Origin of the sequence: Sorangium sp. So ce362, from assembly GCF_051519845.1 — a bacterium.
GTDB lineage: Bacteria > Myxococcota_A > Polyangia > Polyangiales > Polyangiaceae > Sorangium.
This window is the reverse complement of the sequence record NZ_CP150332.1, coordinates 1,281,530-1,301,791: the sequence shown is the minus strand read 5'-3', so window position 1 is coordinate 1,301,791 and position 20,262 is coordinate 1,281,530. Positions and strand designations below refer to the sequence as shown.

Here is a 20,262-nt window from a genome sequence, read left to right as displayed (position 1 = left end):
GTAGCGCCTTCCTGCCGCGATCGACCACGAACCTGCAGAACCGCCGCGCGCTGGGTCCCCGAGGCGCCGCCGCGCCGCGGCGCAGCGGCGCGTCAGGACCTCGGGGAGCGGCGGGCGGCGACGATCACGGCGGACTCGCCGAGGCAGATGCGCGCGAGCGAGAGCAGCATCGCGTTCTCGCGGACGCGGTGCAGGAAGCTCTCGCGCAGGGCGGGCTCCGGGATCGCCGCGGCCCGGACGAGGAGCCGATCGCGGCCTCGGGCAGCGGCGGCGCGGGCGCCCTCGAGGTCCCCCGCGGCGCGCGCCGCCTCGACGGCGGCGACGAGGACCAGCGACTCGAACGCCTCGAGGCCGCCGTGGCGCGCGAGGAGGCCTTCGGCCTCGCGCGCCGCCGAGAGCGCGTCGTCGGCGCGCCCCTGGGCGGACAGGGCGCGCGCGAGCGCGGCGAGCGCCCCGGCGCGGGAGGGCGGCACCACCTGGAGGAGCTCCGCGGCGTCGCGGGCGTCGGACTCCGCCGCGGCGAAGTCCCCGGCGGCGTGGGCGATGAGGGCGGCGTAAATGCGGGTGCCGCCCTCGAGGCGCAGGTTGCCCTGCGCGCGGGCCTCCAGGATGGCCTGCCGCGAGAGCGCGAGCGCGTCGTCGAGCCGACCGCTGGCCGCGAGCACGCGGCCGAGGTTCTGCCGGGCGCGCGTGGCGACGGTGCGCAACCCCATGCGCTCGGCCGCCGCGAGCGCGGCGGTGAGCTCCTCGCCGGCCCGCTCTGGATCGCCGAGCTCGAGGAGCGCGCAGCCGAGGCTGACGCGGGCGTTGCACGCGTCGCGGACGTCGCCGGCCCGCTCGAACGCGTCGACCGCGGCGGCGTAGCCCGCCATGTCGCCCGCGGGATCGCCGAGGTGCCGCGCCCGCGCGCCGCGCAGCCGGTGCACCTCGGCGGCGGCGCGCGGCGCGAGGGACGCGAGATCCCCCGCGAGGGCGCGCACCCGCGCGATCAGCGCGTCCGCCTCGGCGTAACGCCCCGCGGGGAAGAGCTGGCGCGCCGCCGAGCACAGGGCGATGACGCGCGCCGAGCGGATGTCGGCCGCGGCCCGGGCCCCGGACGGCTCGCTCCGGGGCGCGCCCGCGTCGCCTGGACCGCCCGCCGTGGCTCCGGCATCGCCGCACGCGGCGACCTCCTTCGCCCAGGCGGTCGTGAGCATGTAGTCGCCCCTCCGGCCGCTCGCGCTCATCAGCTCGTCGGCGGCGCGGAACCAGGGCGGCGTGCCGCGAGGCAGGCGCCGCGCCGCCTGGGCGGCGCAGCGCTGGGCCTGCTCGAACTCGCCGCGCCAGCGGTGCGCCTCCGCCTGGACCAGGCGCAGCGCGCTCAGCGTCTCGCCCTCGCGCGGGCCGTACGGGTCGGCCGAGGCGCCGCGCTCCCCGGCGAGGTCCTCGTCCGCGAGCCGATCGCAGAGGTCTCCGTGCCGCGCGCCCCGCTCCGCGTGCGCGATCGCCGCGGCGAGATCGCCGCGCTCGAGCGCCTGCTCGGCGCCGCGCAGGAACCACTGCATCGCCCGGCCGTGCTCTCCGCCGTGGTCGAAGTGCTCCGCGAGCACGATCGCGTCGATCTCACCGGACTGCTCGAGCCACGCGCCCGCGAGCCGGTGGCCGAGGAGCCGGTCGCCCCGGGTGAGCGTCGCGTACGCGGCCTCGCGGAGGCGCGCGTGCCGGAACGCGTACTCCTCCTCGCCGGCGAACCTGCACGCGGGGCGCCGCTCGACGAGCGCGCGCGCGACGAGCTCGAGGAGCCACCTGTCCAGGTCCGGCGCGCCCTGCGCCCCGCCGAGCAGGGAGGCCACGCCGCCGCGCCAGAACGCCTCGCCGAAGATGCTCGCCGCGCGGAGGATGCGGCGCACCGCCGGGTGCAGGTCGTCGAGGCGGGCGTGCGCCATCGCGAGCACCGTCTCGGGCGAGCCCTCGGCGTCGCCGCGGGCGACCGACCGGATCAGCTCCTCGAGGTAGAACGCGCGCGCCGCCGCGCTGCCGTCGGCGCGCGCCTCCGCGGCGGCGCCCTGCCCCATCACCTCGCGGGCGAGCTGCCCCGGGGCACGGGGAGCGCGCTCGCCGGGCCGAGGATCGAGGGGGGCGCCGGCGGCCCAGAGCTCGGGGAAGAGGCGCTCCATCTCGTGACGGCCGAGCGCGAGCAGGCCGGCCGTCACGTCGTCGATCAGGACACCGCCGTGCGGCGGCGCGCCGTCGCTCCCGGCGCCGGCGGGGCGCTCCTCCTCCGCGCGCGACTCCGCGCGCGACCGCGCGCCGAGCAGCGCCGCGGCGCGATCGATCACCTGCCGCGCAGGCCAGCGGCCGGAGGCGACGTCCTGGCCGGTCGCGAGCGCGACGGAGACGTCCGCGGGCAGCAGCGAGCGCAGCGCGAGCGCGCAGCGCGCCGCGTGGGCGGCCTGGTCCGTCGGCGTCCTCGCCTGCGCTCCGGCGGGGCGCGGCGGCTCCGCCTGCAGGTTGGCCTCGCCGCCGCCGGCGATCGTGACGAGGAGCCACCTGGCAGCGAGCCGGTCGACGCGCCCGCCGAAGGGCGCGACCGCGGCCCGGACCGCCGCCTCCATCGCGGCCCTCGGCGCGGGCTCCTGGGGGTGCGCCGGCGGCAGAGCGGCGCCCGGCGCGGCGGGCCCGGCGCTCGCGGCGGGCGCCGCCGCCGCGGCGTCGCCCGGGAGCGCGCCGTGGATGAGCACCACGCTGATGAGCCGCGGCTCGCCCGCGGCGCTCTCGGCCAGCGCCCGGGCGAGCCGCGTGCTCGGCGTCCCGCTCTCGCCGGTGTCCCTGGCCTGTTCCCGGGCGACGCGGAGCTGCGCCGCGCTCGCGAGGACCTCGTTCCCGTCCCGCGGCCGGCCGTCCGGATCCTTCTCGAGCATCCACGCGACCAGATCGTCGAGCGCGGCGGGCACGTCGGGTCGCAGCTCCGAGAGCCGGCGCGGGCCCACGAGCGCGGCCTTCGCGAGGATCGCCATCACCTGATCGCCGGCGAAGGGAGGCCGTCCGGTGAGGCAGTTCCAGATCACGCACCCGAGCGAGAACACGTCGGCGCGGGCGTCGACATGCGGGTCGCCGCGCGCCTGCTCGGGCGCCATGTACCCCGGCGTCCCGAGCGTCACCCCGTCGCGCGCGAGCTCGCCCGCCCGGAGGACGCCGGCGTCGTGCGCGCGCGCGGGCAGGCCCACGGGAGCCCCGGCGTCCGCGCCGGCGCGAGCGATCCCGAAATCGACGATCTTGGCGCCCTCCAGCGCGCCGCCCGGCAGGAAGATGTTCCCGGGCGTGACGTCGCGGTGGACGATGCCCCGCTCGTGCGCCGCGCCGAGCGCGCCCGCGAGGCGCTGCAGCAACGTCACCGCGCCGTCCACGCTGAGCCGCGCGCGCGCCACGTGCGCGGCGAGGTCCTCGCCGTCGAGCCACTCGAGCGCGAGGTACCGCTGCTGATCCGCGGTGACCCCGTGCGCGACGTAGCGGACGATCCCCGGGTGGCGCAGCCCGGAGAGGAGCTGCGCCTCACGCTCGAGCCGCCTCTCCTGATGCTCGGCCCCGCGGTGCAGGATCTTCAGCGCGACCGGGCTGTCGTCGGTCAGGTCGGTGGCCCGGTACACCGAGCCCATCCCGCCCGATCCCGCCAGGCCCTCGATCCTGAACCGGTCCGCGACCGTGACTCCCGGGCGCATCAACCGGGCGATTATACGTGGGGCCGCGGTCGCGGATAGGGGCAGCCCTCGGCCGCGCGCCCCCGCCGGAGGGCGGCCCGCGCTGCCGCATATGCCCCCATCGCTCCGCGCTCGTCCGAGGCGGCGTCAACGGAAAGCTGCGGAGCAGGCACACTGCTGCGGTAAGCTTCGATCGATGCCTCGCCCCGGCCACGACAGCGTGGTGCTCATCACCGGCTTCCCCTCGTTCATCGCGCGGAGGATGCTGCAGCACATCCTCGCGTCGGAGCCGCGCACGCTCGTGTATGCCGTGGTGGTCGCGAATTCGTCGGCGCAGGCGGCCGCGGAGCGCGACGCGCTCCCGGCGGCGGACCGCGAGCGCGTCGTGCTGCTTGAGGGGGACGTCGCGGCGATGGATCTCGGCCTGTCCGGCGCCGAGTTCCGGCAGCTCGCCGGCGAGGTCGACCGGATCCATCACCTCGCGTACGTGAGCAAAGCCGGCGCCGACCGGAGCGCCGCCCACGCCCTGAACGTCGTCGGGACCGCCGAGGTGCTCGAGCTCGCCCGCGCCTGCACCTCGCTCCAGTGCCTGGTGCATCAATCGACCGCGTTCGTGGCCGGCGATCGTACAGGGACGGTGTACGAGGAGGATCTCGAGGCGGGTCAGGCGTTCCGCAACCCTGTGGAGGAGACGCGGATGCGCGCGGAGGTGCTCGTGCGGCGGGCGATGCGCCACGTGCCGGTGGCGGTCGTCCGGCCGACCACGGTGGTGGGCGACTCGGTGACCGGGGAGATCGACCGGCTCGACGGCCTGTACCTCCTCGTGCTGCTCATCATGGCGGCGCCGGCCGACATGGCGATCCCGATGCCCGGCCGCGGCGACGTCCCGCTCAACATCGTCCCCATCGACTTCGTGGTCCGCGCGACGCATGCGATCGGCCTGCACCGGCTCGCGCCGCGCCGCACGTTCCACATCGCCGACCCGCACCCGCTGTCGGCGCGGCGGGTCTTCGACCTCATCGCGCGGGCGAGCGGCCGCCGCGCCGCGCGCGGTCACATCCCGTCGAACCTCGCCAAGGCGCTGCTCCGCACGCCCGGGATCGAGCGCTTCCTCCGCAGCCCGCGCGCGTTCGTCGAGCAGCTGATGACCCCCGTGCGCTACGACGCCCGGAACGCGGACCTCGTGCTGACCGGCGCCGGGCTCGCCTGCCCCCCCTTCGAGTCGTACGTCGACGTGCTCGTCGGCGCCGTGCAGGAGCGTGTCCGCGAGCGGCGCGAGCGCCAGGAGATCGAGGCCAGCGCGGACGCCGAGCTCGACATCGAGGATCCGCTCTCGTGAGCGGCGCAGCCCGCTCCGCGCCTCGCGCGGAGGCCCCGGAGCGCGGCATCTCCGCGCCTCCTCGGCGCCTCCTCGCGGCGCTGCTCGTGGCCGCGGCGCTCGGCTGCAGCTCGACACGCGAGCACGTCGCGCCCCCGTCGCCCGAGGTGGGGGCCGCGCCGGCCGCGCCGGCCGGGGCGCCCCCGCCGCGCCCGGCGGAGATCGCCGCGCCCGGCGGCGAGCGCGCGGCCGCGCCGCGCCTCCCTGAGCCCCCGCCGGAGCTCGCGCTGCTGCGCCCGGAGGACGGGCCCTACGCGCACTTCTTCGCGGCGCTCCGCGCCCTCGAGCAGCGGCGCCGCAAGGACCACGTGCGCATCGCCTGGCTCGGCGACTCGCACGCCGCGGCGGACTTCTGGAGCGGCGCGGTCCGCTCGGCGCTGCAGCGGCGCTTCGGCGACGGCGGCGTCGGCTTCGTGCACCTCGGCTATGCCGCCTACCGCCACGAGCGCGCGCGGCTCACGGCCGACGGCAAGTGGCGGACCCGCCCGAAGACGCCGGGCGGCTCCACGCCGATCGACGACGGCGTCTTCGGGCTCGGGGGGATCCTCTTCAGCGCGCACAAGGGCCCGGCGCGCGCGGAGATCACGGTCACCGGGGCGGGGCCTTCCACGCGGCTGCTCTGGGACGTGTGCTTCCGATCGAGCGCGCCGACCGACGAGCTCGCGGTGACGATCGAGGGCGGCCCGAGCGAGGTCCTCCGCGGGGCCGCGGGCGACGCCCCCGGCGCGCTCGAGCACGCGAAGCTCGCGAGCGTGGGCGCGGCGAAGCTCGGCGTCGTGCCGTCGGGTGCGCCCGAGCTCTGCGGGCTCGTCGTCGAGACCGATCCGGAGGTCCAGCCCGGGGTGGTGCTCGACACGCTCGGCATCAACGGCGCCCGCCTGGCGACGGCGCTGCGGTGGAACGAGCTCGCCTGGGCTGCCGAGCTCGCGCGGCGCTCGCCCGAGCTCGTCGTGCTGGAGTACGGCACGAACGAGGCGGGCGACGTCACCACGGATCCATCCCTCTACGCGAAGCAGCTGGCCGAGCTGCTCGCCCGCACCCGCAGGGTCGAGCCCGACGCCGACTGCCTGGTCCTCGCGCCCACGGACCGGAAGGACACGGCGGAGCGCACGCCCCTCGTCCGAGACGTGCTGCGCGACGCCGCCCGGGAGGGCGGCTGCGCGTTCTGGGACACGTACGAGGCGATGGGCGGGAGGGGCTCCATCGAGACCTGGTACCGCGAGCGCCCGCCGCGCGCGTCGCGCGACGGCGTCCACCTGACGTTCCGCGGCTACCGGGAGCTCGGCGTGAAGCTCTCGAGCGACATCCTCGAGCGCTATCGCCCCTGACGAGCGGATCGACCCAGCGGCTCCGTTCGACGGCGACGGCGGATCGCCGAGCCCGTGGCCTTGCTCGTGCTTTTCGGCTCTCGATGCTCGATCGGCGTGAAGGCTTCTCACGCGCGATGGGCGAAGGGGGCACATGCTGCATGCCGGGGACGTCGCAGGAGGTCGCTTCCGACTGATTCAGCCGATCGGCTCGGGCGGGATGGCGAGCGTCTGGTGGGCGCGCCACGAGCTCATCGGCCGGGACGTTGCGCTCAAGCTGTCCCCGGCGCACCGGGACGAGCAGGTCGTCGGGCGGTTCATCCGCGAAGCGAAGATCATCGGCAAGTTCCAGCACCGGAACATCGTCGGCGTTGTCGACGCCGGCGAGCTCCCGGAGGAGGGCTACCTCTTCCTGGCCCTGGAGCTCCTGCGGGGCGCGCCGTTCGCGGATCGCCTCCTGCCGAACCGGCCGCTGCCGCCCGAGGAGGTCGTGCCCGTCCTCATCGAAGTCTGCAGCGGGCTCTCCGCCGCCCACGCCGAGGGCGTCGTGCACCGCGACATCAAGCCCGAGAACATCGTGATGGCCATGGTCCCCGGCGAGGGGATCGTGCCGAAGATCGTCGACTTCGGCATCAGCCAGGTCACGGACGCGGGCGACGCGATCACCATCGACGGACAGCTGCTCGGGACGCCCTCGTACATGAGCCCGGAGCAGGCCCTGGGCAAGCGCACCATCGACGCGCGCGCCGACCTCTGGGCGGTCGGCGTGATGCTCTACGAGGCGCTCAGCGGCGCGCAGCCGTTCAGCGGGGGCAACCACCACGCGATCCTCCGGCGCATCCTCGAGACCGAGCCCGCGCCGCTCCCGCCCTCGATCCCGCAGCGCCTCCGGAAGATCGTCGGCCGCTGCCTCGAGAAGGAACCGGCGCGGCGCTACCCGGACGCGGCCTCGCTGCGCGCGGATCTCCAGGCCGCGCTCGGCGATCTCGGCGCGAGCGCGCCCGCGCCGATCGTGATCCTCGCGCCGGCCGCCACGGGCCCGCGGTCGCTCGCGACGACGCGCCCCCGCGGCGCGCTCGCCGCGCCCCCGCGGCTCGCCCTTCGCGCCCTCGGGCGGCTCTGGACCGCGGGGACGCGGGCGCCTCGGTGGCGCGAGGCGACGACGCTCGGGCGCATGCAGGGCGCCGGGTCGCCGCCGGAGGCGCGGCGGCGCGCGCGGGCGATCACGGCGCTCCAGCTCGCGGGCGCGGCGGTGCTCGCGGCGGCGCTCGGCTCGGGCGCGCTGCGGGAGCAGACGGACGCCGGGGCCGGGGCCGCGGCGCGCGAGAGCCTCCGCCCCGTGCTGGCCGCGGCCTTCGCCGACAGCGGCGCCGCGTGGCGGCGCGGCGCGGGCGCGCCCGATCCGGCGGGTTTCGACGCGCCGCACGCGCCGCACGCGCCGCACGCGCCGGCCGGCAAGTCGGCGAGCCGCGACGGCACGCCGGGCTCGCCCGAGCTCGCCTCGGCGGACCCGGGCTCGCCCGAGATCACCGCGGCCCCGGGGGACAAGCCCCCGCGCGCGCCGGCGCCGCGCGGTCCCTCGAGATCCCGCATCACGAGCCCCGGGTTCTGATGAGCAGCGCCGCACCGCTCTCCGCCCTGCGCAGGCGCGCTCGCCGGCGCACCGCTGCGCTCGCGCTCGCGCTCGCCGGCTGGGCGCTGCTCTCGCCGTCCTGGGGACATGCGCAGGACGACCGCGCGACGCGCGCGCTGCGGCTCCAGTTCGCGCAGGGGCTGACCCTTGAGGTCGCCGGACGCTGGGCCGACGCGCTCGATCGGTTCGAGGCGATCGCCCGCCAGCGGCCGACGGCGAACGTGGCGTTCCACATCGGTCTCTGCCACGAGCGGCTCGGCCGGCTGCGGACGGCCGAGCGGACGTACCAGGATGCGCGCGCGACGGCGCGGGCCGCGGCGCCGGCGGTGCTCGCCGAGATCGACGCGCGCCTCCAGGACCTCGAGGGGCGCATGCCCAGGATCGTGCTGAACCTCGCCGGCGCGACCGAGGGCGTGACGCTGCTGCTCGACGGCGAGGTGGCGCAGCCATCGCGGGCGATCCGGGTCGATCCGGGTCCGCACGTGGCCGTGGCGCTCCGGCACGGGATCCCGGTCGCCGCGAGCGCGTTCTCGAGCCACGAGCGCCGCACGAGGTTCGTGACGCTGACCGTTCACCCCGTCTCGATCGGCGTGCCGCGCCCGATCGGCGCGCCGCGCCCCTGAGTCGGCCCCCCCACACCCGAGCACGTGTGTGCGCGCGGAGGAGCTCACACCCCTCGCTGCGAGCGCGGGCGCGCTGTGGCCACGATCGCCTCGGGCGCGAGCTCGGGCCTGGAGCTCGTCGCGGACGTGTGTCAAGCCGCGAGAGCGGCCGCGGCGCGCCGGCGAGATCGCGCCGAAACGACGGTATTTCGAGGCAAGCGCGGCGCTGGCCAGGGCGCCAGGCGTCCGCTCCGGACCACGCTGGAAGCTCGCCTGACAGGGCGCTCCGGACACGGCCAAGCTCGCGTTTTATCGGGCGTGAACGCTGGATCCAGCTTCTGACGTCCTGATAGCATGCAAGTCCCATGGCGCTCGACAGGCCGCCCGCTGCGGGCTCTGCTTCGCGACTCGGCAATTATGAGCTGCTGAAAGAGCTCTCCGGCGGCGGGATCGGGTCCACGTGGCTCGCGCGGACGGCGTCCGACGAGGGCGCGGCGACGAGCGCGTCGCCTGTCACGATCCTGCGCATCTACCGGCATCTCACGAAGAGGGCGGAGACCACGGACAGCATCCTGCGCGAGGCCGGGATGGCGCAGCAGGTCCGCTTCCCCAGCGTGCTCTCGGTGCTCGATGCCCGCGTCGCCGACGGCGAGGTCTTCATCGTCTCGGAGTACGTGGAGGGTGAGCCGCTCGGCGCGCTCGTCTCGGCCGCCGGCGCCGAGGGGCTGCCGCTGCCGGTTGCCCTCCGGATCGGGGCCGACGTGCTGCGCGCGCTCGCGTCCGCGCACGCGGCGGAGCCGGCGCCGCTCGTGCACGGCGAGCTGAACCCGACCCACGTCACCGTCGGCATCGACGGGGTCACGCGGGTGAGCGGGCTCGGCGTCGCGCGGGCCATCGCCGGGCTCGCGCCCATGGGGACGAGGAACCCCGATCGTCTGGCCTACGCCGCGCCGGAGCGGGTCAAGGCGATGGCGACGCACACGGCGGCCCCGCTCGATCCGCCCGCCGATCTCTTCTCGGTCGGCGTGCTCCTCTGGGAGCTGCTCGCGCGGCAGCGGCTGTTCTCGTCGAAGCTGGAGTCCGCGGTCATCCAGAAGGTGCTGACGGCGCCCATCCCGCCGCTCGCCGGCAACGCCGTCCCGGCCGAGGTCGGCGAGGTGGTCCGGACCGCGCTCGAGCGCGATCCCGCGCGCCGGTTCGAGAGCGCGTCGGCGATGCTCGCGGCGCTGGAGGCCGCGGGCGCGGGGCGGATCGCCGGCGTGGAGGACGTGACCGCGGCGCTCAGCAGGCTGGCCGGCAAGACGATCGAGCCGCGCAGGACCATGGTCGCGGCGGCGATGGCGCGCCTGGCCGATGCGGCCAGCTCGCGGCCGCTGCCGCGCGCGCGCGGCGCGACGCTGGTGGGCTTGGCGCTCCCCGACGGCGCGCTCTCGCCCCACGGAGACGGCCCGCGTCACGCGATCACCGCGCCGTCTCCGCGCCCGCGCGGGACCCCGGGCCCGCCGCCGGCCGCGGTCACCGCGAGCCAGCTCCGCCCATCGAGCGGCGCGACCGCGCCGAAGGAGGCCGCGGCGCTGAAGAACGGCCTGGCGGCCAAGACGGGGGCCGGCGCGTCGAACGGCGCCGTGCCGGCGGCGCACGCCGGCATCGACGCCGAGTGGGGCTCGGCGGATGACGGCGCCGCGCGCGGCCTGCCCGCGCCGCGCCCTCCTGCGGACACGCTGCCGCAGATCGAGCCGTCGAGCGAGAGGAGGGAGAGCCGCGGCGCCGCCGTGGCGAGACCCGAGGTCCCCGCGGCGTCGGCGACGCCGGCGGCGGCCTTGCGGAAGGAGCAGCCTCCTGCGCGACCAGCCGTGCCGCGGCCGGGGGATCCGGGCGACAGCCTCGTGGCGGCGCGGGTAACGCCGACGCCGGCCGACGGCACGGTGCCGAAGCGGCCGACGCCCATCCCGGCCGGGCCGCACGCGAGGCCGCCGCGCCCGCCGCCGCCCCGGGTGGTGCAGCCGTCGCCGCCCGAGGTCCCCGGCAAGACCTCCGCTGCGGCGTCCACGGCCCTCGGCGCCGCGGCGTCCGTGGCGACGGGGCCTGCGACCGCGTCCAGCCCGGTGACGCCGCGTGTCCCTGTGTCGCCCGCGGCGCGGCTGGCCCCGGCCGCGCATCGCGTCGCCGTGGTGCCCGCCGCGGCGCGTGGCCCTCGTCCGACGCCGATCCCTCCTGCGCCGGCGTCGGCCACCGCGCCTGCGATCCCCGCCGTGCTGAAGGGTCCACCGCTCCCGTCGGCGGCCGCCTCCGCGAGCGGTGGGGCGGCGGCTGCCACGCAGGAGATCGCGCTCGGCAGCGGTCCGGCATCGACCTCCGGCAGGGCGCTCCTCACGCCGACCGGAGCCCAGGGCCCGATGAAGCTGTGGGGTCGCGCGGCGTCGGCCGTGGACCGGCTCGGGCCGGGGAGCACCCTCGGCCGGTACGAGATCCTCATGCCGGTCGCCAAGGGAGGCATGGCGGCCGTCTGGGCCGCGCGTCTGCAGGGCACCCGCGGCTTCAGGAAGATCGTCGCCATCAAGACGATGCTGCCCGACGTCTCCGACGACCCCGACTTCGAGTCGATGTTCCTCGACGAGGCGCGGGTCGCCGCGCGCATCCGGCACCCCAACGTGGTCGAGATCCTCGACCTCGGCGAGGAGGACGACGTCCTCTACATCGTCATGGAGTGGGTCGACGGCGAGACGGCCGGCACGCTGCAGAAGGCCGCGAAGCGGCTCGGCGGCATCCCGCAGCGGATCGTGCTCCGCATCGCCTCCCAGATCTGCGCTGGCCTCCACAACGCGCACGAGCTCTGCGACGACAGCGGCGCGCTGCTCGACCTCGTCCACCGCGACATCTCGCCGGCGAACGTGCTCATCTCGACCGCCGGCTTCGTGAAGATCGTCGACTTCGGCGTGGCGAAGTCGAAGGGGCGCCTGCACGTCACGCGCGCCGGCGGCATCATCAAGGGGAAGACGCCGTACCTCTCGCCCGAGCAGCTCGGCGGGCTCTCCATCGATCGCCGGAGCGACATCTTCTCGCTCGGCGCGCTGCTGTACGTGCTCACCACCGGGCTGCACCCGTTCCGCGCCGAGACCGAGCTCTCGACCGTGGAGAACATCACGATCAAGAACCCGCTCCCCCCGCGCGAGCTGAACGGCGCGATCCACCCCGAGCTCGACAGGATCATCCTCAAGGCGCTCGAGAAGGATCGCGAGAACCGCTTCTCGACGTGCGCCGAGATGCAGCGGGCCATCGATCAGGTGGCGTCGACGCTCGGCGAGCCCACGACCGACGAGGACGTGGCGGCCTTCGTGCGGCAGGCGATCGGCGAGATCCAGTCGAAGCGCGCGCAGGAGCTCCGCGATGCGATCGCAGCCGTCGACGCCGGCGCGGCCGTGAACTCGGAGCCGCGCTCCGGCGCCGCCCCGGAGCCCCACACCGCGCCGGCCGACGCGGGCGCGGGCGCCCGCGGGAGCGCATTCGCTGCCGGCGCAGCGGCCCTCGCGGCGGCGTCCCCGGCGGCGGCGCACGACGAGGAGCCCCCCGTCAGCCTGGAGCCGATCTCGTTCGAGGAGATCGCCGTGCCGGCGAAGCCTCCCGAGGGAGCGCCGCGGCTCATCATCGCGCCCTCGCTGCATGCCAACATCCCGCCCGTCGAGCCGGCCGAGCCGGCGAGCCCGCGGCCCTCCTCCCGCGACGGCAAGCTGCTCGGCTCGTCCGTGCCGCGGGTCCTCCCCGCGGCCGGCAACCCTGCCACGAAGGTGCTCGCCGCGGCGGACCCGCCCGCCTCCAGGGCGGCGGCGCTCGCCGCGCGCTTCGCGAGGGGCGGCTCCCGCAGCATGGCCAACGACACCGGCGAGGTCACCATCGTCGACAGGTCGTTCGAGACCGGGGAACGACGCAAGCGGCTCCAGCTGATCGTGGCCGGCGCGGCGATGTTCTGCGTGGCGCTCGGCGCCGTCGCGCTGGTCGTGCGCAGCGGCGACGAGCGCTCTCCCTCGGAGATCGGCAAGGCGCGCGTCGACGCGCTGCCCGCGCCCGCGACGGCGGACACCGCCGCGCCCATGGTCACGGCCACAGGCGCGGCGGAGGCCCTCCCCGCGGTGCCCCCGGCGACCGCGGAGCCTTCGCAGGCGGCGCAGCCGCCATCGCCGCCGCCTCCCGAGGAGGCGCCGACGCCTTCGGCCCCGCTCCCCGAGGAGGCGCCTCCCCAGACGCCGCCGCCTCCCCAGACGCCGCCGCCTCCCCAGACGGCCAAGGCTCCCGCTGCGACGCAGCCGCCTGCGCGCCCGACGTCGACGGCGCGCCCAGCCTCGACCGCGCGCCCTCGGACGACGTCCACGTCGACGAAGCCCGCGCCCAAGCCGGTATCGACCACCAAAAAGAAGTACAACCCTTCGGGTATCTGACCACCGTGCGATCTCGACCCTGGCTCCGTGCGCTGCTCTTCGGTGCGGTCTCTTGCCTCTGCCTGTGCACGCTCCCCGGGCCCGCAGCGGGCGCGGACGACGCCGCGGCCACGCCGGCGCCGGACGCGGTGGAGAAGGCGCAGAGCCTCTTCAAGAAGGGCGCTGCCCTCTACGAGAGCAAGCGCTACGCGCTCGCGCTGGAGCAGTTCCGGGCCTCGTACGCCGCGGTGGCGAGCCCGAACTCCCATCTCTACATCGCGCGCTGCCTCGCGGATCTCGGCGAGCACACCGAGGCGTACCTCGAGTTCGATCAGGTCGCGGCGGAGGCCGCGTCCCGGGCCAAGGCCGAGCCGCGCTACGTCCAGACGGAGCAGACGGCGCAGCTGGAGCGAGACGACCTCGCGCGCAAGATCGCGCTCGTGACGGTCACGGTGGCGCACCCGGAGGCCGCGACCTCGCTCGCGATCGCCGGCAAGGACGTCCCGCGCGAGCGGTGGGGCAAGCCGTTCCCGGTCAAGCCCGGCAAGACGGAGGTCGTCCTGCGCACGAGGGCCACCTCGATCCCGCAGACCCTCGATCTCTCGGCGGGCGAAGCGAAGACCGTCGCGCTCGACGCCGATCGGAGCGACCCGGTCGGCGAGCCGGTGCTCCTCGACGAGGGCGCGGGCCTGCCCGAGTCGGAGGCGCCCTCGGCGAGGGCGCACCTGCGCCCGTACGCCTATGCCGCCGGCGGCGTCGGCGTGGCAGGGCTCGCCGTGTTCACCGTCGCCGGGCTGATGGCAAACAGCACCTACAGCGATCTCGCCGAGAGCTGCCGGGGCCCCTGCCCCGTCGATCGCAGGGATGACGTCGACGCGGGCAAGGCCGAGAAGACGGTCGCGAACGTCGGCGTGGTGGTCGGCGCGATCGGGCTCGTCGCCGGCACGACGCTGCTCGTCCTGAGCTTCACCGGCGGCAGCGCTGGCGAACCCCAGCGCACCACCGCCTCGACGCAGCTGCTCGTCGGTCCCGGCTTCGCCGGCCTGCGCGGCACGTTCTAGACCGCTGCTCCGTCGAGGAGGAGGCGGGCCGCCGGGGCGAGAGGCGCGTCAGGAACACAAATTCCTGAGCCATTTCGCGCCATTGGAGCCACGGCGATCGCTCGTTCCGTGCCGTCGCGCGGGCCGTCCGCCTGGGCTCAACCGAAAAAACGAACGGGCGGGATCGCTTCTGCGACCCCGCCCGCCTGTCGTCAATGCTCTCGCGTTGCCGCGGAGCGATCAGCGACCGCCAGGGCCCTTGCCGACCTTGGACTTCTTGTCCCCGGAGTGACCGTGGAACGTCCGCGTCGGGGCGAACTCACCCAGCTTGTGGCCGACCATGTTCTCCGTCACGAACACGGGAACGAACTTCCTCCCGTTGTGCACGGCGAAGGTCAGACCGACCGACTCGGGCAGGATCGTCGAGCGGCGCGACCATGTCTTGATCACCTTCTTGGCATTGGTCGCCTGGGCCGCCTGGATCTTCTCCAGCAGGTGACCGTCAATGAAGGGCCCTTTCTTAACGCTCCTCGGCATGACTAACCCTTGGTCCCGCGCCGCCGGACAATCATGCCGTCGGTGCGCTTGTTGTTCCGCGTCTTGAGCCCCTTGGCGAGCTGACCCCAGGGCGAGCACGGGTGGCGCCCGCCGCTCGTCCGGCCCTCACCGCCGCCCATCGGGTGATCGACGGGGTTCATCGTAACACCGCGGTTGTGCGGTCGGCGTCCGAGCCAGCGCGAGCGCCCCGCCTTGCCGAGGCTGATGTTCGCGTGGTCGGAGTTCGACACCTGCCCGATCGTGGCGCGGCAGTCGAGGTGCACCTTGCGGATCTCCCCGCTCGGGAGGCGGACCTGCGCGTAGTCGCCGTCCTTCGCCATGAGCTGCGCGGCGACGCCGGCCGAGCGCACGAGCTGGCCGCCCTTGCCCTTCTTGATCTCCACGTTGTGGATCGAGGTGCCGGGCGGGATGAAGCGGAGCGTCAGGCTGTTGCCAGGCTTGATGTCCGCGTTCCGGCTCGCGAGCAGCGTCGCCCCGACCGCGAGGCCGTCGGGCGCCAGGATGTAGCGCTTCTCGCCGTCCACGTAGTGCAGGAGCGCGATCCGCGCCGTCCGGTTCGGGTCGTACTCGATCGAGGCGACCTTCGCCGGGACGCCGATCTTGTCGCGCCGGAAATCGACGATCCGGTAGCGCTGCTTGTGACCGCCGCCGCGGAACCGCGACGTGATCCGGCCGTTGTTGTTCCGGCCGCCGCTGGACGTCTGCTGCTCGAGCAGCGACCGCTCGGGCTCGACCTTCGTGAGCTCCTTGAAGTCACTGACCGAGTAGTAACGCCGCGCCGGCGAGGTCGGCTTGAAGGATCTGATTCCCATGGCTACTCCGCCTTCTCGTCGAAGAACTGGATCTCGTCACCCTGCTTGAGGGTGACGATCGCCTTCTTCCAATTGCGCAGCTTCGCATAGCCACGCCCCATGCGCTTTTCCTTGCCGCGCATGATCATGGTGTTGACGTCCACCACGCCCACCTTGAAGAGCGTCTGGATAGCGTCCTTGATCTGGATCTTGTTCGCCTCGCGGCGGACCTCAAAGATGACCTTGTTGCCTTGGTCGCGGAGCCGGCTCGACTTCTCCGTGAGGATGATCGGCCGGCGGATGATCTGCTCGGGCTGCATGGCGGGCTCCCCTGACTAGCGAAGGCAACGCGCCTCGAGCGCCTTGGCGGCGTCCCTCGAGACGATGAGGTGGTCGTGCCTGAGGAGGTCGTAGACGTTGACCCCCTCCGGCGGCAGATACTGGTGATTCTCCAGGTTGCGGAGGCTCTTCACCAGCTTCTCGTTCCCGGCCGTGTCGACGACCAGCGACTTGCGATCCGCTTGCAGGGTCAAGAGCGTGGCGGCGATCGCCTTGGTCTTGATCTCGGGGACCTCCAGGCTGTCGAGCACGATGAGCCGGCCCTCCTTCGCGAAGAGGGAGAGCGCGCTCTTCAGGGCGCCGATGCGCACCTTGCGGGGCGGACGGTACGACCAGTCCTTCGGCTCCAGGGCGTGCGCCATACCGCCGCCCGCGTGGTGCGGCGCGCGGATCGAGCCCTGGCGAGCGCGACCGGTGCCCTTCTGGCGATAGAGCTTCTTCGAGGAGCCGGAGACCGCGCTCCGCTCCTTGGTGGCCTTGGTGCCCGAGCGGCGGGAGGCGAGCTGCGCCTTCACGACCTCGTAGAAGAGGTGCTCTTTGACCTCGGTCCCGAAGACCTCGTCCGAGAGGTCGAGCTCGCCGACCTGCTCCCGCTTGAGGTTGTAGACGGTAACCTTCATGGTACCTGGACTCCTAGCTCTTAATCTCGACGTCGACGCCGGCCGAAAGGTCGAGCTTCATCAGCGCGTCGAGGGTCTGTTGAGTCGGCTCGATGATGTCGAGAAGCCGCTTGTGAGTCCGGATCTCGAACTGCTCGCGCGACTTCTTGTCGACGTGGGGCCCCCGGAGCACCGTGTAGCGGCGGATCTCGGTGGGCAGCGGGATGGGTCCCGCGACGTGCGCGCCGGTCCGCTTCGCCGTCTCGACGATATCGCTCGTCGACTTGTCGAGCAGCTGGTGGTCGAACGCCTTGAGGCGAATCCGGATCTTCGTTGTATCAGCCATGGTGCTCTTCCTACGCGAGGATCTTGGTGACGACGCCGGCGCCCACCGTCTTGCCGCCCTCGCGGATGGCGAAGCGCATCTGCTCCTCCAGCGCGACCGGGGCGATGAGCTCGATCGTCATCGTGATGTTGTCGCCCGGCATCACCATCTTCACCCCCTCGGGGAGGTTCACCGTGCCGGTCACGTCCGTCGTCCGGATGTAGAACTGCGGCCGGTAGTTGGTGAAGAACGGCGTGTGGCGCCCGCCCTCCTCCTTCTTGAGGACGTACACCTCACCGGTGAACTTCGTGTGCGGCGTGATCGACCCGGGCTTCGCGAGCACCTGGCCGCGCTCGATCTCTTCCTTCTCCACGCCGCGGAGCAGACATCCGACGTTGTCGCCCGCCTGCCCCTGGTCGAGCAGCTTGCGGAACATCTCGACGCCGGTGACGATCGACTTCTTCGTGTCCTTGAAGCCGATGATCTGCACCTCGTCGCCGACCTTGATGATGCCGCGCTCGATGCGGCCCGTGGCCACGGTGCCGCGGCCCTTGATCGAGAACACGTCCTCGATCGCCATCAGGAACGGCTTGTCGATGTCGCGCACCGGCTCGGGGATGTAGCTGTCGAGCGCGGCGAGCAGCTGCTGGATCGTCTCCTCCCACTTGGGGTCGCCCTGCAGCGCGGGCAGCGACGCGCCCCGGACCACCGGCGCGTTGTCGCCGTCGAACTTGTACTTCGACAGCAGCTCGCGGACCTCCATCTCGACCAGGTCCAGCATCTCCGGGTCGTCCACGGCGTCGCACTTGTTGAGGAACACGACGATGTGGTTCAGGCCGACCTGCCGGGCGAGCAGCACGTGCTCGCGCGTCTGCGGCATCACGCTGTCGAGCGCCGACACGACGAGGATCGCCCCGTCCATCTGCGCCGCGCCGGTGATCATGTTCTTGATGTAGTCGGCGTGTCCGGGGCAGTCGACGTGCGCGTAGTGACGATTCACCGACTCGTACTCGACGTGCGCCGCCGCGATGGTCACCGTCTTGGTCTCGTCACGGACCGTCCCGCCCTTCGCGATGTCGGCGTACGAGATCGCCTTCGCCAGGTTGCGCTTCGACTGCACCTTCACGAGCGCCGCCGTGAGCGTGGTCTTGCCGTGGTCGATGTGACCGATGGTGCCCACGTTCACGTGCGGCTTCGTACGAGTGAATTTCTCCTTGGCCATGGCGTCTTTTTAACCTCGCTGCTTGGCGACGATCTCTTCCTGGATCGCTGCTGGAACCGGTGCGTAATGAGAAAACTGCATCGAATGAGTCGCGCGGCCCTGCGTCTTTGAACGGACGTCGGTCGCGTAACCGAACATGGTGGCGAGCGGGACCTCCGCGCGGATCACACGGGTGTTCGCGCGTTGCCCCATATCGAGGATGCGGCCACGCCGCGAGTTGAGATCTCCGATGACGTCCCCGAGGTAGTTCTCGGGAGACACGACCTCGACGGACATCATCGGCTCGAGGAGCACGAGGCCCGCCCTCTTGGCGCCCTCCTGGAAGGCCATCGACGCGGCGACCTCGAACGCGGGGCCCGAGGAGTCGACCTCGTGGTAGCTGCCGAAGTGGAGCCGCACCTTGATGTCGACGACCGGGTAGCCCGCGAGCACGCCGCGGCCCATCGCGTCCCGGATGCCCTTCTCGATCGAGGGGATGAACTCCTTCGGGATGATGCCGCCGACGATGTCGTTCTCGAACACGAAGCCCGCGCCGCGCTCGGCCGGCTCGATGTCGATCCGGACGTGGCCGAACTGGCCGTGCCCGCCCGACTGCCGGACGAAGCGCCCCTCGACGTCCGTCGCCTTCTTCGAGATCGTCTCGCGGTAGGCGACCTCGGGCTTGCCGACGTTGGCGTCGACCTTGAACTCGCGCTTCAGGCGGTCGACGATGATCTCGAGGTGGAGCTCGCCCATCCCGGCGATGATCGTCTGCCCGGTGTCCTCGTTCGTGAAGGTGCGGAACGACGGATCCTCGTAGGCGAGCTTCTGCAGGCTGAGCCCGAGCTTGTCGAGATCGACCTTGGTCTTCGGCTCGATGGCGATCGAGATCACGGGGTCGGGGAACTCCATCCGCTCCAGCACGATCGGCTGCTTCTCGTCGCAGAGCGTGTCCCCGGTGCGGGTGTCGCGGAGCCCGACGGCGGCGTAGATGTTGCCCGCGTAGCAGACGTCGATCTCCTCGCGCTTGTTCGCGTGCATCCGGAGGATGCGCCCGAACCGCTCCCGCTTGCCGCGGGTCGAGTTGAGCACGCTGACGCCGCTCTTGGTCGTGCCGGAGTAGACACGGAAGAAGGTGAGGTTGCCGAACTGGTCGTTCATGACCTTGAACGCCAGGGCCGCGAACGGCTCGTCGTCGCTCGCCTTGCGCAGGACGGTCTTGTCCTTCTTGTCGGGCAGCGTCCCCTCGACGGCCGGGATGTCGATCGGCGAAGGCAGGTAGTTCACCACGCTGTCGAGCAGGAGCTGGACCCCCTTGTTCTTGAAGGCCGAGCCGCACAGGACCGGGACGATCTTGAAGCCGAGGGTGCCCGCGCGGATCGCCGCGTGGATCTCCTCCTCGGTGATCTTGTCGAGCTCGCCGGCGATGAACTTCTCCATCACCTTGTCGCTCGAGTCGGCGCACGCCTCGAGGAGCCGCTCCCGGAGCTCCTTGCACCGCGGCAGGAGATCGCCCGGGATGTCCTTCCACTCGTACTGCTGGCCCTTCGTCTCGTCGTCGAAGACGGCGGCCCGGAGGGTCACGAGGTCGATGACGCCGCGGAACGAGTCCTCCGCGCCGAGCGGGTAGTGGATCGCCACCGGATTCGCGCCGAGGCGCTCGCGGATGGAGTCGACGCACATGTCGAAGTCGGCGCCGACCTTGTCCATCTTGTTGATGAACGCGATGCGCGGGACCTCGTACTTGTCCGCCTGCCGCCACACCGTCTCGCTCTGCGGCTCGACGCCGTTGCCGCCGTCGAACACCGCGACCGCGCCGTCGAGCACCCGCAGGCTCCGCTCGACCTCGATGGTGAAGTCGACGTGACCGGGGGTGTCGATGATGTTGATCCGGTGAGAGACGCCCTTCTGGGATCCCTGCTCCGGCGTCCAGAAACAGTTCGTCGCGGCGGACGTGATGGTGATGCCGCGCTCCTGCTCCTGGACCATCCAGTCCATCGTGGCGGCGCCCTCGTGGACCTCGCCGATCTTGTAGTTGACACCCGAGTAATAAAGGATGCGCTCGGTGACCGTGGTCTTGCCCGCATCGATGTGGGCCATGATCCCGATGTTGCGCGTCCGTTCCAGGCTGTACTCGCGTGCCACTATTCCTTCTCCGTCGTGTGATGCGTGGGGTGAGGGTTTCGGACTCAGGATGCAAAACACCCTCTCCAGCCCGGCCCGCCGCCATTGTGGCGGGCACTTGAACCTGGAGAGGGTGTCGGGGTACAGCAGCAGCTTTTATAGGTCTCGCCAAGGCGAGCGCTGTCGCGCTCCCTCGAGAAGACCGGCTCTGTAACCCGATCCTTATGTCGACTGTGCCATCTCGCTCTACGCGTCTCCTCGCCTGGAAATGCGACG

The 20,262-nt window shown here is 73.1% G+C and carries 14 protein-coding genes; 6 read left to right on the top strand and 8 right to left on the bottom strand.

Going from position 1 to position 20,262, the window contains the following annotated elements; genetic code table 11:
- Positions 1-92: 92 nt before the first annotated feature.
- A complete protein-coding gene (locus WMF17_RS05165; RefSeq protein WP_437651291.1) occupies positions 93-3,698 on the bottom strand; it encodes a protein kinase domain-containing protein in 3,606 nt (1,201 codons plus the stop codon).
- A 175-nt stretch (positions 3,699-3,873) separates the two neighbouring features.
- On the opposite strand from WMF17_RS05165, the gene WMF17_RS05160 reads away from it, so the two are divergent.
- From WMF17_RS05160 to WMF17_RS05135, 6 genes are all read left to right on the top strand, one after another.
- Entirely contained in the window at positions 3,874-5,016 is a 1,143-nt protein-coding gene (locus WMF17_RS05160; protein ID WP_437600819.1) for an SDR family oxidoreductase, read from the top strand.
- Complete coding sequence (locus WMF17_RS05155) at positions 5,013-6,383, top strand: GDSL-type esterase/lipase family protein (protein WP_437648450.1); 1,371 nt, start codon at positions 5,013-5,015, stop codon at positions 6,381-6,383. Before WMF17_RS05160 ends, WMF17_RS05155 begins: the two co-directional genes overlap by 4 nt.
- A 133-nt stretch (positions 6,384-6,516) precedes the next feature.
- Positions 6,517-7,974 (top strand): protein kinase domain-containing protein, encoded by a 1,458-nt coding sequence (locus WMF17_RS05150; RefSeq protein WP_437600817.1) that lies wholly within the window; start codon positions 6,517-6,519, stop codon positions 7,972-7,974.
- A complete protein-coding gene (locus tag WMF17_RS05145; protein ID WP_437648448.1) occupies positions 7,974-8,618 on the top strand; it encodes a tetratricopeptide repeat protein in 645 nt (214 codons plus the stop codon). The genes WMF17_RS05150 and WMF17_RS05145 overlap by 1 nt, the downstream gene beginning before the upstream one ends.
- A 344-nt stretch (positions 8,619-8,962) precedes the next feature.
- Positions 8,963-13,030: a protein kinase domain-containing protein gene (locus WMF17_RS05140; RefSeq protein WP_437648447.1), complete on the top strand. Its 4,068-nt coding sequence runs from the start codon at positions 8,963-8,965 to the stop codon at positions 13,028-13,030.
- A gap of 5 nt (positions 13,031-13,035) precedes the next feature.
- Positions 13,036-14,070, top strand: coding sequence for a tetratricopeptide repeat protein (locus WMF17_RS05135; RefSeq protein WP_437600814.1), 1,035 nt, complete (start codon positions 13,036-13,038; stop codon positions 14,068-14,070).
- 219 nt (positions 14,071-14,289) lie between these two features.
- On the opposite strand, the gene rpsS is transcribed toward WMF17_RS05135, so the two are convergent.
- Genes rpsS through fusA form a run of 7 tightly spaced genes read right to left on the bottom strand, consistent with a single transcriptional unit; the run spans position 14,290 to position 20,007 of the window.
- Positions 14,290-14,586, bottom strand: coding sequence for a 30S ribosomal protein S19 (gene rpsS / locus WMF17_RS05130; protein ID WP_437486975.1), 297 nt, complete (start codon positions 14,584-14,586; stop codon positions 14,290-14,292).
- 2 nt (positions 14,587-14,588) lie between these two features.
- The gene (rplB, locus tag WMF17_RS05125) at positions 14,589-15,419 is read right to left on the bottom strand and encodes a 50S ribosomal protein L2 (protein ID WP_437600813.1); all 831 of its coding nucleotides are present in this window, start codon (positions 15,417-15,419) and stop codon (positions 14,589-14,591) included.
- 2 nt (positions 15,420-15,421) lie between these two features.
- The gene (locus WMF17_RS05120) at positions 15,422-15,718 is read right to left on the bottom strand and encodes a 50S ribosomal protein L23 (RefSeq protein ID WP_436612695.1); all 297 of its coding nucleotides are present in this window, start codon (positions 15,716-15,718) and stop codon (positions 15,422-15,424) included.
- Positions 15,719-15,733: 15 nt separating this feature from the next.
- Entirely contained in the window at positions 15,734-16,357 is a 624-nt protein-coding gene (gene rplD, locus WMF17_RS05115; RefSeq protein ID WP_437600812.1) for a 50S ribosomal protein L4, read from the bottom strand.
- 13 nt (positions 16,358-16,370) lie between these two features.
- Positions 16,371-16,682 (bottom strand): 30S ribosomal protein S10, encoded by a 312-nt coding sequence (gene rpsJ / locus WMF17_RS05110; RefSeq protein WP_012233476.1) that lies wholly within the window; start codon positions 16,680-16,682, stop codon positions 16,371-16,373.
- Positions 16,683-16,692: 10 nt separating this feature from the next.
- On the bottom strand, positions 16,693-17,883 hold the full coding sequence (tuf, locus tag WMF17_RS05105; protein ID WP_437600811.1) for an elongation factor Tu: 1,191 nt from the start codon (positions 17,881-17,883) through the stop codon (positions 16,693-16,695).
- A 9-nt stretch (positions 17,884-17,892) separates the two neighbouring features.
- Positions 17,893-20,007 carry an elongation factor G gene (gene fusA, locus WMF17_RS05100; protein WP_437600810.1) on the bottom strand — a complete coding sequence of 705 codons (2,115 nt, stop codon included), beginning with the start codon at positions 20,005-20,007 and terminating at the stop codon, positions 17,893-17,895.
- Positions 20,008-20,262: the final 255 nt, after the last annotated feature.

Bases quoted from the DNA above. Each gene is read 5' to 3' on its own strand.
- WMF17_RS05165 (WP_437651291.1), bottom strand. From the start codon at position 3,698: ATGCGCCCGGGAGTCACGGTCGCGGACCGGTTCAGGATCGAGGGCCTG.
- WMF17_RS05160 (WP_437600819.1), top strand. From the start codon at position 3,874: ATGCCTCGCCCCGGCCACGACAGCGTGGTGCTCATCACCGGCTTCCCC.
- WMF17_RS05150 (WP_437600817.1), top strand. From the start codon at position 6,517: ATGCTGCATGCCGGGGACGTCGCAGGAGGTCGCTTCCGACTGATTCAG.
- WMF17_RS05145 (WP_437648448.1), top strand. From the start codon at position 7,974: ATGAGCAGCGCCGCACCGCTCTCCGCCCTGCGCAGGCGCGCTCGCCGG.
- WMF17_RS05140 (WP_437648447.1), top strand. From the start codon at position 8,963: ATGGCGCTCGACAGGCCGCCCGCTGCGGGCTCTGCTTCGCGACTCGGC.
- rpsS (WP_437486975.1), bottom strand. From the start codon at position 14,586: ATGCCGAGGAGCGTTAAGAAAGGGCCCTTCATTGACGGTCACCTGCTG.
- rplB (WP_437600813.1), bottom strand. From the start codon at position 15,419: ATGGGAATCAGATCCTTCAAGCCGACCTCGCCGGCGCGGCGTTACTAC.
- WMF17_RS05120 (WP_436612695.1), bottom strand. From the start codon at position 15,718: ATGCAGCCCGAGCAGATCATCCGCCGGCCGATCATCCTCACGGAGAAG.
- rplD (WP_437600812.1), bottom strand. From the start codon at position 16,357: ATGAAGGTTACCGTCTACAACCTCAAGCGGGAGCAGGTCGGCGAGCTC.
- rpsJ (WP_012233476.1), bottom strand. From the start codon at position 16,682: ATGGCTGATACAACGAAGATCCGGATTCGCCTCAAGGCGTTCGACCAC.
- tuf (WP_437600811.1), bottom strand. From the start codon at position 17,883: ATGGCCAAGGAGAAATTCACTCGTACGAAGCCGCACGTGAACGTGGGC.